This window comes from Marinoscillum luteum (assembly GCF_044005705.1).
Lineage (GTDB): Bacteria > Bacteroidota > Bacteroidia > Cytophagales > Cyclobacteriaceae > Marinoscillum > Marinoscillum luteum.
Genome location: NZ_JBIPKE010000007.1, coordinates 1 through 17,010, shown reverse-complemented (window position 1 = coordinate 17,010; position 17,010 = coordinate 1). Strand labels below are relative to the sequence as shown.

Sequence of the window (17,010 nt, the reverse complement as noted above, 5' to 3'; positions counted from 1 at the left end):
CCTCAATCCAAATTGACTGTTACTTACCCTTCATTTTCTTTGCTTGCCCCGGGCTGCGTAGGCAAAGAAAAACAATCGGTGGTCCTACAGAAGGGCACCAACCTGGCCGGTCGCACGCAAAAAATCATTTTGATTCATCTGGTTGTTACTTTATTTAGGAATTGTTTGAGTCAAAATGATTCACACTTGTCCCGGACGGGCAAGGCTTGGATCTCCCGCCCTCCTTTACATCCCTACATTTCTGAATTCAAAGTGGATTAATTCGGTTTTGCAAAATATAACTACATAGTGATACCCCACATAAATATTGCTTGGTCCAGAATCCCTAACTTGCACAGACTATGGAAACGTTCAAACTTCAAGAGGGTGAAGAGTATATTGAACTCAATAACCTAATGAAAATTCTCAACTGGGTAGCCTCGGGCGGTGAAGCCAAAAGTCAAATAGATGAAGGCCTGGTCACTGTCAATGGTGAGGTAGAAACCAGAAGAAGAAAAAAGCTCAGATCAGGTGACAAAGTAGAGTATGGAAGCGAGGCAGCAGTAATCGCCTAATCTCCCGACTCCTCCATTGGCTCCTGCTGGCTCAGGTGAAACCTCTTTACCTTACTCTTAAGCACTTCCACGATCTCAGACACTTCCTGTGTGCGCTGAGTATACTCAGACATGCCCGCTGAAAGCTGGGATGAAGAGCTCGCCACCTCCTCAGTGCCTGCAGCCGTCTCCTCTGCGATCACCACCACACTTTCCATCAGTCCTACCACCTTTTTGAGGTGATCGCTCTGCTGACTGGTAGCTTTCACTATTTCCTCAGACATAGAGAGCGTCTGCGCGTATGAAGTAGCCAACTCATCAAATGAGGCAGACGCATCTCTGGAAGCTTCCTCGCCCCCTTTGATACTGGCGCTCATTTCCCCAATCAGTTTGGCAGTACCACCAATGGCACCTTGTATTTCTACCACCATCACTTCTATCTCTTTGGCAGACTTGCCTGAGTCTTCTGCCAGTTTTCTTATTTCCTCAGCCACCACAGCAAACCCCTTACCGGCATCTCCTGCTTTTGCAGCCTCAATGGCCGCATTCAGTGCCAGCAGGTTGGTCTGATGTGCCACGTCTTTGATGATGTTCAATACTCTGGAGATTTCACCCGATCTGTTAGATAAGATATTGATGGACTCATTGGTGTCTTTGGAGGTGGCAATGATGTCCTTCATGCTATGATCCACTTTCTCAATGAGCTTCTTTCCCGTGTCACTCTTCTCCACTCCCCTCAAGGCACCCTGATTAATGGTATCAGCCTGCTGACTTACATTATTTGAAAACGCTAAAATTCCCTCAATGAGCTTGGAAGCCTCGTCGATCCTGCTCACCTGATTCTGAGCACCGCTACTCATCTCTCCAATGGATGAAGCAATTTCACCAGTACTCAGATTCATTTGCTCGCTCGCCACAAACATCTCCTGTGAGGATGTGCCGATGGTCTCTACCTGCTCAATGATCTCATGGAGTAGGTCAGAGAGATTATCGAGGGCATTGTTGAAACTGTCTTTCAGTTGCAATACATCTCCCTTGGCATCATCTGTATAGCGCATACTCAGGTCGCTGTTGGCCAGTGCATTCACTATTCGGTTGATGGTATTGAAAGGAACCAGTATAGACTCAAACAAATGGTTGATAGAAGCGCCCAGGGCCTTCCATTCACCTGATTTGGACTCCACGTCTATCCGCACGGAGAAGTCACCAGACTCCACCGCCTCGCCTATTACAAAATTGGTATCTTCAATGGCTCCCTGCAAACTGTCTTGCTGCTCACGAAGCGCTTCATTTTGCTCCTTCACCTGAGCTGTGGCTTCATCTATTCTCCTCTGGAGTTCGCGCTGACCCGCTTTGATCTGCCCCACTCTCCACTTGTAGGCATATACACCCCCAGAAATGACTACTACCACCGCCAACAACCTGAACCACCAGGTAGCCCACCAAGGCGGTAAAATGGTGATTTTCAGCGTTCGGGGGCTGCTGGACCACACCCCATCACTGTTGGTGCCATTCACATGGAAAACATAATCTCCCTGATCCAGATTGGTGTAAGTGGCTGAGCGCTTGGTGGCACCCACCTCCACCCAGGACTCATCAAAGCCTTCCAGCATGTAGCGGTACTTATTCTGCAAGGGCGAAGTGTAATCCAATGCCGCAAACTCTATGGTGATTACGTTTTCTCTATGGGTAAATGAAACCTCTGAAATCTCAGCCAGGGATTTGTCAATGATCTGGCGACCATTCAGGGTATCTTTCTGAGAAATGGACTGATCAAATACTTTCAAATCGGTAATCACTATTTTCGGATCAAAAGGACTCAGCTTGATCTCCTGAGGATCGAAGGCATTGAGCCCCTGAAGTCCTCCAAAATACATTTTACCTGTTTTCCTGGATCGTACGGAGGAGCTGTAGTTGAATTCGTTGCCCTGAAGGCCATCGGATTTTGAGAAATTCTGAATGGTGTTCTCTTTAGGATCATAAACCGAAAGGCCTTTGTTGGTGCTGATCCATAGGTTTCCCTGATCATCCTCCAAAATTCCATTCACCACCGGGTTAGGCAACAATGCATTCACCGGGGCAACAGTTAAGACTTTTGTCCGAATATCCATCAGGTTCATGCCACTGGCTGTCCCTATCCATAGCTGTCCCAGTCTGTCCTCATGCAAAGCACGGACATTACTATTGAGCAGCCCATCCGTACTTTCCGGGTCATGCCCAAAATTCCTGAAGGTGCCATTTTCTTTATCAAAGAGGCTCAGGCCTCCCTCTTCTGTACCGATCCAAAATTGACGATTCTTATCCTCATGAAAGACCACAATCAGGTTTCCACCTATGCTCTGAGGGTCATTGGGGTCATGGCGAAAATGCTCAAAGTCGTCACGCTCCCGGTTGTAACGCGAGAGCCCGGCACCTAGCATACCGATCCAGAGGTTGTTTTCATAATCTTCTGTGATGGCCCAGACGTTCCTGTCACCTAGACTTCTGGGATTATCTGCATCGGGCATATATCGCACCACGCGTCCTGTCCTTGGGTTATACTTATTGAGACCGGCAGCATAGGTGCCCGCCCATAGGTAACCCAGTCGGTCTTCATAGATGGACTTGATGACATTGCTGCTAATGGTGTTTCTGTTTGTAGGTGAATGTTTGAAATGTCTGATTTGCCCAGTCTCCTGGTCGAGGCGATCCAAACCACCCCCATCCGTACCAATCCAGATAGCACCATCCCGTCCCTCGTGGAGGGCTATGACCGAATTAAAGCTCAGACTATTGGACTCTCCCGGCACCTCTACATACAACTTAAACTTGGAATGATACTTACTGTACACATTCACCCCGCCTCTGAAGGTACTCACCCACAGGATACCCATATCATCCTTATAAAAATCATAGATGGCATCACTGCTAATGCTTTCTTCATCAAAAAGGCTCCGTTGAGCGTAACTGAATGTATTCTTCAACGGATCATAGATATTGATCCCTCCTCCATCTGTTCCAATGAATATTCTACCCAAATCATCTTCATGAAAACAGGTGACAATGTTTGATTTTAACTCGTTTTTATTGGCGCTGTATTCAAAATGAGTAAAAGCATCCTTGCCGGGATTATATCGGTAAGCCCCTTCCCCATCTGTTCCTATCCAAATATTGCCGGACGAGTCCTTCATGAGTGGCTTCCGATTGGTTAACCCCATGTCATAGTTTTCTACATAATTGTAGTGCTTAAAACTTCTGGTCTTCAAATCAAAATAGTCCACACCTCCTGAATGTGTACCCACCCAATACGATCCAGGCGCATCCTGAACGATGGAAAATACTGCATCATGGCTGACAGTAGATTTATCGGCCGGATCATGAAGCAGGCGATCAAATGTGTCATCTTCCCAGTTATAGATGTTCAGTCCGCTGGTGGTGGCCACCAGCACATTTTTCTGATCGTCGATGAGTATTTTCCGCACGTAGTTGTTCGAAAGAGAGTGAGGATCTGCGGTATTTCTGTAGTGGGAGAAAGTTTCCGTCTCCCAATCGAAAATGCTGATACCCCCTGTTCGTGTACCCACCCATATTCTGCCAAGATGATCTTCGGCGATTGTTGAAACAATGTTTCCACCAATAGAAGTGGGATCATCAGGATCGGTTTTAAAGATTTTGATGGAATAGGCATTGTACCTATTCAGCCCGTCTACCGTACCAATCCAGATAAACCCCTTACTGTCTTTGAATACACAATTAACCGTGCCTGTCGAAAGGCCTTCGTCTGTATTCAGATGGGTGAATTTCAGATCTATATCCTGCGTGTGCCCTTCAAAAGCACTCGCGAAAAGTGCTATTGATAGTATATAAACCAATTGTTTGCACCATTGGAATCTCATCATGGGGTAGTGGGTTAAAGTGTGTTACTTCTGAAAGAAATATATCCAAATTTCCTATAGCCTACAAAGCAAAGTAGACAGTCCTAAGCAAAACATCGATGAAAGATGTATTTATCAATATTAAAAAATTCCTAAAATTTCTTTTAATCTTCCTGTACCGTTAGCCTTTAATCAGGGGATATCTGCAAGCTATCAAAAGGCTCTAAAACCTACGACACACAATGGCTGAACGATGGGATTCGTCCACCGAACGGGCACAAAAAAGGTGCTACCCCTTTCCAGAAATAGCACCTGATAGTCCCGTTTTGATTCTTTTACCTAAGCTGACTTCAATAGAGCCTCCAGCTGATCACCAATATCGCCAGATGGTCTGGCGGCATTGGCATCTATGATATTTCCTTCTCTATCAATGAGAATAAACCTTGGGATCCCCTGAATAAGGTAATCGGTAATAATGGTAGACTGCCATGCCCCTGGTGCATAGAGGTGGATACCTCCGAGTTTTCGTTCATTGACCATTTTTCTCCAGGGATCCGGCGAGCTATCTGTACTCACCGCCACAAACGCCACATCCTGCCCTTCAAATCGCTGCTGCAGCTTTTCCATATGTGGATGCTCTGCAATACAAGGGCCACACCATGTAGCCCATACGTCTATATACACAAGCTTCCCCTTGAAATCTGCCATGGTGAGGGTGTCCCCGTCTATGCTCACGTACCGGAAGTCCGGTGCCGGATTGCCGGGTTCCAACTTCTGAAACTCAGCGATCATCTGATCAATCTCGTCGACCCGCTCCGGATCCGGATTGAGCCCTTTCCAGGCAGCTACTATTTCGTCCCTTACCTCAACAGGAAAATAGGAATAGGAGTCCGAAACAAATTCATACATCAGTTGCTCCTTCAAAGAAGGCACCTGAATGAGGGCATTGATGGCCTCCACATAAAAACCAGAGTAATCTTCGGATTCATCTGCCCGGGCATAATAGCCCCTGGAAGCTTCTTTTTCAATACTTTCATCCACATAAGATCTAAATGCAGGGTATTTCAGCAGGGAGGTGTCATTGACATCCAGCGCCAGCTGAAAATCATAATAAGTGTCAGAAACACTAAAAGAATCCAGGTCGAGCAAAGAACGGTGAGCACCCTCATACCTCATTTTGGTCACTATGTCTGACCACTTGCTATTTTCACGGGTATAGGCGATGAACGCTGCATCATCAATGTTGAAATCAGCCATATAACCGAGCTCAATGGCCGAAATGGAATCCAACGCTACCAGAAACTGGTCTTCCTGCATCTTGTACAAATCTCTTGTGCTCAAAAGTGAATCTCCGAGCAACACCATGGCTGCTTTATAGTTGTTGATTTCGGCGCCTTTGCCACTATAGGTCAAAGACTCATCAAACTCTGCCGGGTCCAGCGTGAGGTAGAGCTGGTCTCCGGGACGCAGGTAGAGGTAGGTGATCTCTCCCCCATGGCCAAATACAATGTCAACAGGAGCAGTGATGTCAAATGCCGTGGAAAACTTATTATCTGCATCCAGCGTGTCGGTAATCCGATCACCTCCCAAGCGGAAAGTGATCACGTCTCCTATCGGATTGATGATCTCGCCAGAGATGGTAGTTGTCACTTTTTCGGGCTGGGGTGCACAAGCCCAGAGCAGTAACACCACTGATAGTTGGGCCCAGTTGTTTAGTTTGATCATAGTCAGGAACTTTGGTTGGTTGAAATTATCATTTCCCCCTCAGAAAATCCACAAACCAATCGCTATTTATTGCTAATAATTAAATATCCTTGATTTCAAATACGGACCTCTATGACTACCGAAGCAATTGAGCAATTGAAGTACCCCGTGGGTAAGTTCACAAAACCCGCACCCATCACCCCCAGCCACCTTCAGCACTGGACAGATACGATTGGCGCTTTTCCTGAAGCAGTGGCCACCCTGACCCGTTCGCTTTCCCAGCAGGAACTCAACTGGACCTATCGCCCGGGAGGCTGGACCATCAAACAGGTGGTACATCACTGTGCAGACAGTCATATGAACTCCATGATGCGCTTCAAACTGGCCCTCACTGAAGAATCTCCGACCATACGGCCCTATCACGAAGATCGCTGGGCTGAGCTGCCCGACTCACTGGATGATGACATCAGCAATGCACAGGATTTGCTCAAAGGACTTCATGGCAAGTGGGTAAAGCTGATTTCTGCACTTTCTAATGCGGACCTTCAGAAGACATACGTACACCCGGAACACGGCAAGTCATTTACCCTGGCAGAGACCATCGGCACCTATGACTGGCACTGCCGTCACCACCTCGCCCACATACAGCTGGCCCTTGATCATCAAGGCAGATTTAATTTCTAAATACATTAACTTCAGCCAAACTCAAAAACACATGGAAAACTATTCAGCATCCAACGCCCTCAAAACGACCAAAATCATCCACACTGCCCTGATGGGTGGCTGCCTGCTCTTCGGTGTGGTGGTATTGGTACTCAATGCCCAGGCCCCCACCGGCTCTACCCAGGATCAGGAATTTCTCCTTTACCTCCCACCGGTTGTACTCCTTTTTGCGGCCATAGTGGCGTCAGTTTTATTTAAGAAAACCCTCAAACAAGGTCTGGCACAAAGCACTGATCTGAGAACCAAAGTGGCAGCCTTTCAAACGGCCAATATTGTGCGCATGGGGCTCTATGAAGCCACCGGGCTCGTGGCGGTAGTGGTATGTTTCATCACCGGCAACCTCTACAACATGGCGGTGCTGCTGGTGGTGCTGGTCATCTTCCTGATGAAAATGCCTACTGCCTACCGCATCTCAGAAGAAGCGGGGCTTTCTCCCAAAGAACGCGCGGAACTCTCAGGCCTGAAGGATTAAATGAACGCTGCCATTCAGGAATATCTCCTCACACTGGAAAGTGAATTTGTGCGGCATGCCAACCCTCAAATTGCCGCTCAGCAGGAGGCTTATCTCAAAAATCAATTTCGTTTTTATGGGCTGACCTCCCCGGTACGCAAAGCGGTACAAAAACCCTTTCTTGACAAAAAATACCTACCGCCTAAGCAGGACCTCCCTGGGCTGGTAAAAGCCCTGTGGGCAAAACCGGAGCGGGAATACCATCACTTTGCTCAGGAGCTTGCCTGCAAGTACCTCCGCCAGCCAGAACTCACCGATATGGCACTCTATGAGTACATGGTGGCGCATCACTCCTGGTGGGATACCGTGGATCATATTGCCAATAAACTCATGGGGTCATACCTGCTCCGCTACCCGCAGACGCGCGGGGAATATGTGGAAAAATGGCTTTCCTCTGGTCACCTCTGGCTACAGCGCTCCGCCATCCTCTTTCAGTTGAAGTACAAGGAGGATACAGATAGCGCCTTGCTCAGATCTGTCATTCACCGACTCCTTGGCTCGAAGGAATTCTTCATCAATAAGGCCATTGGCTGGGTGCTGCGCGAATACGCCAAGACCCACCCCGAATGGGTAATCCGCTTTGTAGAGGAAACTCCACTGGCGCCACTCAGCCGCCGGGAGGCCCTTAGAATATTGGAGAGAAAGGGGTAATTCCGGGGGGAAACCTCATCAAAGTACGATTTCCAGATACCTTGAACTTTTATCACGGTCGTTGTCCCAAACCAAATCGTTCTTATAATACACCTTAACTGCTTGCATACTTCCGTTTGAATATTTCTTGACTTCACAATCCAGTCTTATGGAATCCATTCCCTCCATTTTCACTATTGTCGTCGCAATGGATTCATTGTTGGTGTGGTCGCTAGTAAATAGATCTAATATGTAGATCCCAGTGGATTGATCAAATTCAATGGCAAATCCTCCAGGATAGTCTAGCTGTGGTTCATTGAAAAGCACCTCATCCCCATCAATTAAATAGTAGACAGAAATGTCATCTGCCGAGATACTATTTTCGGAGGTGGGATTTAAAAGATCAGCCCCTGAATCATTTTTTAATGATAGAAAAACATTCATACTCACAAAAATCCCATCGGTATTTTCCTCCTTACATCCAGTGAGGCAGGAAAGAATAATTAGTACAATTATTAATTGTCTCATAGTTTCAAATTTTAAGGGCCGCGCGGGCGTGGTGGACTTTCCTATCCGCATGAAAATTTCTTGACCGATGAAACCCCATTCATTCAAAGCGTATGTTGTGGTGTCGTTTTCAGGCTTCAATCATCTTCATTTGCACGTTATTCTTGGAGCAGAAGTTGGCAAGAAGAATTAATAAGTTCACTTCGTCCAATTTTCCCATCATTGGAGGTTTCTCCGTGTTCCATTTAAACCTCTCTAAATACCTTTTTAAGTCCAAAAGGAACAATCCAAATTTCTGAGGTTCCAGTATTTCAAAGTCTTCATCAGTTGAATCGATTAGAGTTAGTTCGTTTGATTCAAACCACGGCCTAGCATCTTGAAGAGTTCCAAGTTTTTCTAAGGTTTCTTTGGATAAAATTTCTGAGTATTCAATTTTCCCATATTGTGACCTGAATTTGTTATTGAACTGATTTTCTGAATGAAATAAGTATCCAAGTTCAGTTGAAATATGGAGAAAACACTCGTCAGAATCCTGCAGCGTTAAAATATTTCTAAAGATCTCGAAATCTCCCATTTCTTCTAGGGGTTCATTCGATTTGAGTGTTAGACTTACAGAATAATTACTTAATCCCATTTGATGAATTTTGGTTTGGCATCATGCACCACAACGACCAGATATGGCACGTGCCTCTGGTCTGTCAAATATCGTTAAAGTTTCGATTTCAGGTTCAGTATCAAGTAGTTCAGTAGAGGCATGTGCTATATCATATATTGGGCATAGTTTAGTCTTCACCATCATCTTCAATTTCATCTTCCAAATCTCTTATTCCATGTGGGTCTCCAAACATGCGATCTAAGAACTCACTAAAAAATGAGTGACTAATTAATGTTTCAGCTGCCCAATTGAATATATCTCCTTGAATTGGATGTTCTTTGTTGGCTCTCCAATAATTATAATCTATTCGGGTTGTCTCCCAGAAAAGTTCTCTAATCAATCCTGTTGGTCGGATGTCATAATTAAAGCAAGCTATATTTTCGATAAAATTACTTTCATAATCTTCCCAAGTCATGATACCTCTGTCTGTCATTACTTCAGATTCATGTACGTTCAAGTTAACCAGTCTCACAACTTCCATTCCTATACGATAAAGGTGTGATTCCCAAACCATATTTAACCATTCAACATAATTTTCATTTTCATGGATTTCATTGTTGTCTTTTGAATTGAGGCCCGATATATATGCTCTTAAGTCAGGGGTGTTGAAGGAACCAATTGTTGGAATATCTTTCAATTTTATGTCTTTAAAATTCTCCAAGTAATAGAGATCATTGGCTACTTTATAGGGATTAAGGCCGACTAATACCAAAGAGTTAGGTAGGGGCATTTTTATTTCTGGCCAGCTTTGAGAAGTGTAAACAAAACCATGTATTTGCTTTTCTTCCATGAGTTGAGCTGCATGGGCACTAACTGAATTCATAAGAGCAATTTGCCAATCGGTTGGGTCTTCAGCTTTGCCTGTTTCGCCTTCTTCATTATTCCAAAATTCTGGAGTGTCATACCATACAATTACTCTAACATCAAAATTTCTCTTGGCAAAAGCTGCTTCGGATAAATTTACGACTTCATCAAAGCTTGGAATATATGGTTTAAGTCTCAACGAATCAACCTTATCATTTTCAAATTCGGGAATTAGTACAAATACTCTTTTCTTCTCAAATAATAAAGTCTGCAAAAATGCCTCTCTGACAGTTCGTACCTTAAATGGAGCAATTAGAACCAGAAGTGTGTCATCTTTGGTATGTGTTGGAAAAAGAGAATTGATATGGTTGGAATAAGCCAATAGTTCTGTAAAGGCTTCTCTTTCAGTTTGTTTGCTTTTTTTTAATTCAATAATTGAGATACCAGGAGCACCTGGACGCATACCCAAAAAATCGGCTCGAATTGTCGAATCTTGTTTCTTAGATAATGAAACTTCGATTCCAAATAATTCAAGGTCAATTACTTCTTCATAGAGTTGCTCTAAACGTGAAATAACGTTAGAGTAAATCAAGTTTTGAGCATCAAGGGTTAAAATGGATGATTCATCCGAATGAGATGGTTTCTCAGAAAAGTCTGCTTCGCAAATAAGGTCTCTCCAGTTTGCTCGATTCTTCCATATATAGTTCTGAATCTCTTTCTCCGTCATACAATTATGCCCAACAACCGGCTAACAACACCTTGATGTTTGTTAGTCGCTTGTAACGTTACCAAATGTAGGTTTTTTTCTATCCTGATCAAACCATTGTTAGCTATGGAGCCGCACAATTATCTTGCCCCCTCCCCCAACAAAAAAAGCCTCCCAATGGGAGGCTCTTCCTGATCAATGGATAGTGAGTAATTTGACCTGCTATTCTTCCTCATCCACGAGGCGAATCACCAGTGATCGATAGCCGTAATTATCGAGGGAGTTTTTGACACGGTACTGAATGGTAATGATGTTTCCGGCTTCAAAATGAAATCCTTCATCATCCTCCTCAGGCACCGTATATTCGTAAGAAAACGAGCTCTCCAAACCAGATAAGTCATAGAAGCCATCTGTGAGCGAATCCACCGGATGCGGGGCCTCCTGCGGGTAGATCACTCCATAGTACTGTCTGAAAAACTCCAACTCGGTCAGCTGGGCATCTTTTCCACTACTGAAAACGGCATCCAGCTTCAATACATCACCGATCTTAGCATCCACCTGTCGTTGGGACTGGGTGTTTTTCTCCACAACCACACCATTGACCGATATGGATTCCACTTTTGGTGCCTTCTTCAGGGCATTTTCCAACTCATCCAACTGAGGATTTTCATCAAACCCTCCTGATACACAGGCTGTACCTAGTACAGCCAGCACCATCATAGACAGGTAATTAGTTAACGTTTTCATTTTTTGTCCAGGGTTTTGTCGTTTGAAAAGAAGCTGCAGGAAGGTCCAGATTGAAAGAAATGTTGTAATCATCCGGATTGGTATTACCGATCTGAATGTCCACAGTACCAAACATTTCCAGACCAAAAATAGTCTCACTGGCACTTTGCGGCAGAAGGATCCCCTCAGTGGCACTGGTCACAAAAAAACGACCAGCGTTCTCCGCTGCGGGATGAGCATATACATCTGTGCAGGCAAAATATCCCGTGCCGAGCTTGCGCACTGACATGAGCTGTCCATAAGATGCACCACTGAAAGACCGGCTGATGGAGAAGTAATCTCCCGTCAGGTCTATGCCCGATATATCTTCAGAAGCTATCAGTACGTAGCGTGTTTCGGTCACAGTAGTTTCATCTCCCAGATCATTCACGGTACTCACCGAATAGTTGATCGGATAGATTCCCGGAGTGTCAAAATCCACGCCATCCACGCCTGTCACTTCCACCTGACTGGTGATGTCATCCGTACCCAACAGGGCGGTCACACCAGGGTCGGTAATAGCACTCGCTTCTCCCGCCACATAGGCGATTGGATTGTCCCCATTCAGAATGATAGAGGGAAAGCGAATCACTCCGGCTGTCACATCCTCAGAGTCCAGGTCCGGTTCACAAGCCAGGAACCCCACTGACAGCAGCAGGAGTACCCATATTCTTGATTGAAATATATAATTCATTTGATCGTCCTTTTAGTGATTAAAATGTTTTGTCCCACCATACCGGTGCATCGAGAGCTTCCAGCTCCGGAGCATTCGGGTTAGTAGCCGTCTCATTAGCTGGCCAGATTAACCGGAGCGGGAAAGTATTGGGCAGGGGTTGTCCCTGAATGGATGGACTCAAAGCGGGAACACCCGTTCTTCGCCACTCATTCCAGCCTTCAAATCCCTGTTTTCCATTAAACGCCAGCCACTTCTGATAGTAGATGGTACTCAACTCGCCATCATACTCGTAATTGCCTCCCGGGCTCACCAGCGCACTGCCATCCAGGCCATGGAAGCTAAAGGAAGCCATCACTGCCTGATCGTAGAGTGACTTTGGATCACCAGTACCCCAACCACGCTCAGCAGCCTCTGCCTGAAGGAAAAGACTCTCATACCCGGAGATCAGAATCACATCAGCATCGGCATTGATCACCGTGTTGCCATCAGGAGCGGAGAAGTCCGCAAACTGATCACCACTGGTAGTGCCCGTGCCTTGTGGCAACCCTACATAGGTATTGGTGTTGGGCGACACATCATAGTATGCACTGATCCGGTCATCGGCATTGTTGATAAACTCCTGTATGGAAGTAGCACTGGCCACGATATTCTGAAACGTGGTTTGATTCAATATCTGCCAGAGCGGATTCTGATTGTTAGTGTTTGGAGTGAAGCTCACCAGGGCGTCATTGCCCGGAGTGAGGAATGTGGCTCCAGCATCATACATCGCCTGTATACCCGCTTGTGCTACCGATGGTCTGGCCTCAGACTGGCGGATGTAGATTTTGAGTTTCAGCGTATTGCCAAAGGAAATCCACTTTCTCATATTCCCGCCATAGATGAGGTCGTCCCCTACCGGAGTGACCGCCGTACTGGAGATATCGATCATATCCAGCGCCGCATCGATTTTCACAATGAGATCATCATACACCGCTTCACCATCGTCAAATTTTGGCTCCAGCAAGCCATCCTTACCCTGAAGGGCTTCAGTATATGGAATCTGATCATACAGATCGACCAAAATCTGAAAGGAATAAGCCTGCAGCAACATCGCGATAGCAGCATAATTAGGGGTGCCATCTTCTATGGCAGCCTTTCTCACAAACTCCAGGTCTTCCAGTGCTGAAGCATACATGCGAGACCATGCACCATTGTAGCTATTGGTCGTGATGTTATACTGCTCCAGAAAAGAAAACTGAGAAGCCGTGGGGCCCTGAGTCCAATACTGAGCCAGGTGAGCGCCCATCAGGTTGTAATCTGCCTCCAGGGTCACGGCCAGGGCCACCTGCCCTGAAGGCAGGGTCAGCTGCGGCGTAGAGGTGCCCGGATTATTGGGGTCTTTGTTGATATCCAGAATGTCATCTCCACAAGAGAAGAAGCCAAACATCATGACCCATGCAATGATTGATTTATAGATGCTTTTCATAATCGATTATATTTTGATTTTTAAGTCAAAGCCGTAAGTAGCCTGTGGAGGGATTCCAAGGAATTCATAACCCTGGGCATTTCCGTTACCAAATGCACTTGCCTCCGGGTCTATGAAGTGGTTGTTGCCCTGAGTACGTAGCCACAGGTTTCTACCCACCGCTCCTACAGTGATTCCTTTGAAAGGGGTCTTGCTGATAAGAGTTGTGGGTATGGTATACCTCAGCGCTACTTCTCTCAGTTTAAGGTAAGAGGCGTCCAGAAGAACCGCCTCATTTCGGGACCCACCCTGAATCTGCGACCAGTAGTTTCGCACATTGCCTGTGCCATACATGGTAAGTGGCGTACTATTGGGTGAGTAGATGGGATTTCCATCATCGTCAGTACCAGTCTGTACTACTGAGTTGGGCACTATCCATTCCTCCCGGTCATTGAAGGCCGTCTCTTCGGCCAACCCAGCAAAGTAGAGCTGTGCAGCAGTAGAGCTCACCACTTTTCCACCTTGTCTGGTGTCCATCGTAATGCCCAATGACAGGCCTTTGTAGGAGAATGTAGAAGTAGCACCTCCGTACCAATCAGGCTGAATGGACCCAATTTCTACCGGATCAGGATCATCCAACGGGATTCCATCCGGTCCCACTACCACTTTTCCATCTGCTGTTTTCAATGCCTGAGTAGCCTCAAAAACTCCGTATGGCTTGCCTATGACCAGTTTCAGACCCGGGGTAAGGCCCTGAGCCACCAGTACCAGTTCCGTGTTACCCGGATCCAGTTCTTCAACCCTGTTCACATTTTTGGTGTAGTTCACAGACAAATCCCAACGGAAAGCACCAATCTTCAAAGGGGTAGTGTTGAGCTGTAGCTCCACTCCTTTGTTAGAGATCTTACCAATATTCACCACCTGGGTGGTAAAGCCTGAAGATGGCGCCACCGAAGTATTCAGGATCTGTGACTCAGAAGTACTGTTGTAGTACGTCGCATCTATGCCCACTCGTCCATTGAACAAGCGAATGTCAATACCAGCCTCATACGCCTTGGTAATCTCTGGCTGTAGATTGGGGTTACCGATGGTATTGCCTTCGCTAAATCCTGGCACGATCACCGTTCCATTGTTGAATGGAAACTGGATGGTGGCAAAGCTGGCTCCTATGTTGGTCTGCTGAAACACCGAGTTGGTCAGGTAGGTCCCTGCGTCGTTTCCTACTTCCGCATAGCTCAACCTTACTTTTCCGAAAGAGAGAATATTGTTGGTAATCTCGAATGCATCGGTGAAGACAAATCCCAAATTCACACTGGGGTACGAAAAGGAGTTGTTATCCAGTGGCAAAGTAGAAGACCAGTCGGTACGGTAAGTTGCGCCCAGAAACAAATAGCCTTTGTAAGACAGGTCTGCTGAGCCGTAAACCCCATAAAGTCGTCGCTTGGTGGCTATGCCTCCTGAGGTATACGAACCACTCACATTTGACAAACTTGGAAAACGTGGGAGCGTGAGTGCATCGATCGTCGTGAAAAGATTGTCTGTTTCGCGCTGATTGAAGTTGTAACCCACCAACACGTTCAGCTGTAAATCCGGCATCAGGTCACGGTTCACATTGACCATCGCATCCACATTGATCTCACGGGTATTTAGTCGCTGCTCAGTATACTCCCCGTCTGAGTTAAACGCTGCGCCGGCATTTGGGCTACCTGGCTGATACTGTACCAGATCATGATAGGTATTTCGCTGGTCAGCTATCACATCCGAACCTACCCTCAGGGTACCGCTAATCCAGTCCACAGGGGCATAGGCCAACTGTACATTTCCAAAGATTCTGTTCATATCCTGCGAACTAAAATCCCGCTTCAGTGAATAATAAGGATTGACAATGAAGGATGTGAAGAAGCCATCAGGAGTATTGAAAGGATCATCCAAATCCTTCATATCTACCACACTCATGTCTCGTGGCATATTGTATACCTGAGCCAGGGCCTGGTTTCGCTGACCGATCATGGGCAAATTGGCCTTGGTGCGTACGTAGTTGATAGAGGCTGAAGTAGTCACCTTATCGCCTAGGTTGGCGCTACCATTGAAGGTCAGATTGTTCCTTCTCATGTCAGTATTGATCATCACGCCATTCTGCTGCATGTCATTAAAAGAAAGGAAATACGTAGCATCTGCATTTCCTCCTGACAATGAGAGTGAGTTCTGAAAGGTATTACCGGTCTCCCAGAAATCCTGCACGTTGGATGGCAGGGCTTCGTAGGGCTTGTAGCGCTGAATGTTATTCACCACCGCTCCATAGGGGCGCAAGCTGCCATCAAAGGCATCACCCCAACTCTCCTGATCAAAGAGATAGTTTTGATTGTCTCCAAACTGCCCTTGTCCAAACTTATTCTGCATCTTGGGGATGATGTATACTTTGGACCAGGTATAGGATGAATTGAAGTTAATATTGGTCTTTCCAGCCGTATTCGTGCCTTTCTTGGTCGTGATCAGCACCACACCATTGGCTGCTCTGGAGCCATACAGCGCCGCAGCAGCAGGGCCTTTCAGTACGGACACAGACTCGATGTTTTCAGGATTGATGTCATTGGCCCGGTTCCCGGCATCCACTATGTTATCATAGAAGTTGCCAGAGGCCTGTACGTTGTTGGAGGTACCATTATTGATAGGTACACCATCCACCACAATCAGGGCCTGATTATTACCCAGCAATGACGTAGGTCCTCGCAGTACAATACGCGTGGAGCTACCAATGGCCCCACCAGCATTAGATATCTGGGCGCCAGCCACTTTTCCCTGCAAGGAATTAAGCACTGAGGTCTGATCAGTCTTGGTAAGCTCATCACTCTTTACATCCTGCACAGAGTAACCCAGCGCCTTCTTTTCGCGCTCCACACCAAATGCCGTGACCACCACCTCAGTAAGCTGAGTCACATCCTGAGAAAGGGTCACGTCCAGTACCGAACGCCCCCCAACGGGAAGTTCTTTGGTCTGCATCCCGATAAATGAAAACACGAGAATCGCATCATCATCACCATTTAAGGGTACCTTATAGTTACCATCCAGATCTGTGATGGTTCCCTGGGTGGACCCCTTCAGCACTACATTCACTCCGGGGAGGGACTCACCATTGTCGTCCACCACCTGTCCGGAGATCGTTCTTTCCTGGGCATATAGCAAGCCCTGGAGCATGATCAAACATGCGATAAGTAGAAGTTTTCTCATAAACTACCGTGTTTAGGTTTACATTATTTAACAGCGTAATCTTAGTGGAGTCTTTTTGCTATTAATTGTAAAAAAGAACCTCAAACCGCATAGGGGTAAGATGATTTTGGCTGGTTCAGCCGCTCTGGTGGATCAAGCGGAATTCCTGTGGGGAGATTGCATTAAAGATGGATGGTGAAGTTGTGATCTGATACCTTATATACCTCAATCTAGTTGATTGGCCACTTACCCTTCATTTTCTTTGCTTGCCCAAAGAAAACGAAGCAAAAG

13 protein-coding genes are annotated in these 17,010 nt (G+C 46.2%); 4 read left to right on the top strand and 9 right to left on the bottom strand.

The annotated features are described in order from the left end of the window. Positions 1–341 precede the first annotated feature (341 nt). The gene (locus tag ACHKAR_RS00520) at positions 342–554 is read left to right on the top strand and encodes an RNA-binding S4 domain-containing protein (protein WP_395415738.1); all 213 of its coding nucleotides are present in this window, start codon (positions 342–344) and stop codon (positions 552–554) included. Here ACHKAR_RS00520 and ACHKAR_RS00515 read toward each other — a convergent pair. Continuing rightward, a complete protein-coding gene (locus tag ACHKAR_RS00515) occupies positions 551–4,411 on the bottom strand; it encodes a two-component regulator propeller domain-containing protein (protein ID WP_395415737.1) in 3,861 nt (1,286 codons plus the stop codon). The genes ACHKAR_RS00520 and ACHKAR_RS00515 overlap by 4 nt on opposite strands. A 315-nt stretch (positions 4,412–4,726) precedes the next feature. Next, entirely contained in the window at positions 4,727–6,112 is a 1,386-nt protein-coding gene (locus ACHKAR_RS00510) for a TlpA family protein disulfide reductase (protein ID WP_395415736.1), read from the bottom strand. Between the two features lie 111 nt (positions 6,113–6,223). Here ACHKAR_RS00510 and ACHKAR_RS00505 point away from each other — a divergent pair, with 111 nt between their 5' ends. The 3 genes from ACHKAR_RS00505 to ACHKAR_RS00495 are packed head-to-tail and all read left to right on the top strand — an operon-like array spanning position 6,224 to position 7,976. Next, entirely contained in the window at positions 6,224–6,775 is a 552-nt protein-coding gene (locus ACHKAR_RS00505; protein WP_395415735.1) for a YfiT family bacillithiol transferase, read from the top strand. 31 nt (positions 6,776–6,806) lie between these two features. Next, positions 6,807–7,286, top strand: a complete 480-nt coding sequence (locus tag ACHKAR_RS00500; protein WP_395415734.1) for a hypothetical protein — start codon at positions 6,807–6,809, stop codon at positions 7,284–7,286. Then, complete coding sequence (locus tag ACHKAR_RS00495) at positions 7,287–7,976, top strand: DNA alkylation repair protein (protein WP_395415733.1); 690 nt, start codon at positions 7,287–7,289, stop codon at positions 7,974–7,976. It abuts the gene before it with no gap. Between the two features lie 18 nt (positions 7,977–7,994). On the opposite strand, the gene ACHKAR_RS00490 is transcribed toward ACHKAR_RS00495, so the two are convergent. The 7 genes from ACHKAR_RS00490 to ACHKAR_RS00460 all read right to left on the bottom strand — a co-directional run bounded on the left by ACHKAR_RS00490 (position 7,995) and on the right by ACHKAR_RS00460 (position 16,740). Next, complete coding sequence (locus tag ACHKAR_RS00490; RefSeq protein WP_395415732.1) at positions 7,995–8,483, bottom strand: hypothetical protein; 489 nt, start codon at positions 8,481–8,483, stop codon at positions 7,995–7,997. Positions 8,484–8,592: 109 nt separating this feature from the next. After that, on the bottom strand, positions 8,593–9,096 hold the full coding sequence (locus ACHKAR_RS00485) for a hypothetical protein (protein ID WP_395415731.1): 504 nt from the start codon (positions 9,094–9,096) through the stop codon (positions 8,593–8,595). A gap of 148 nt (positions 9,097–9,244) precedes the next feature. Beyond that, entirely contained in the window at positions 9,245–10,648 is a 1,404-nt protein-coding gene (locus ACHKAR_RS00480; protein WP_395415730.1) for a hypothetical protein, read from the bottom strand. A gap of 201 nt (positions 10,649–10,849) precedes the next feature. Further along, on the bottom strand, positions 10,850–11,374 hold the full coding sequence (locus tag ACHKAR_RS00475) for a hypothetical protein (protein ID WP_395415729.1): 525 nt from the start codon (positions 11,372–11,374) through the stop codon (positions 10,850–10,852). Further along, the gene (locus ACHKAR_RS00470) at positions 11,358–12,086 is read right to left on the bottom strand and encodes an immunoglobulin-like domain-containing protein (protein ID WP_395415728.1); all 729 of its coding nucleotides are present in this window, start codon (positions 12,084–12,086) and stop codon (positions 11,358–11,360) included. The genes ACHKAR_RS00475 and ACHKAR_RS00470 overlap by 17 nt, the downstream gene beginning before the upstream one ends. Before the next feature lie 19 nt (positions 12,087–12,105). Next, positions 12,106–13,533, bottom strand: coding sequence for a SusD/RagB family nutrient-binding outer membrane lipoprotein (locus ACHKAR_RS00465; protein ID WP_395415727.1), 1,428 nt, complete (start codon positions 13,531–13,533; stop codon positions 12,106–12,108). Between the two features lie 6 nt (positions 13,534–13,539). Continuing rightward, a complete protein-coding gene (locus ACHKAR_RS00460) occupies positions 13,540–16,740 on the bottom strand; it encodes a SusC/RagA family TonB-linked outer membrane protein (protein WP_395415726.1) in 3,201 nt (1,066 codons plus the stop codon). Positions 16,741–17,010: the final 270 nt, after the last annotated feature.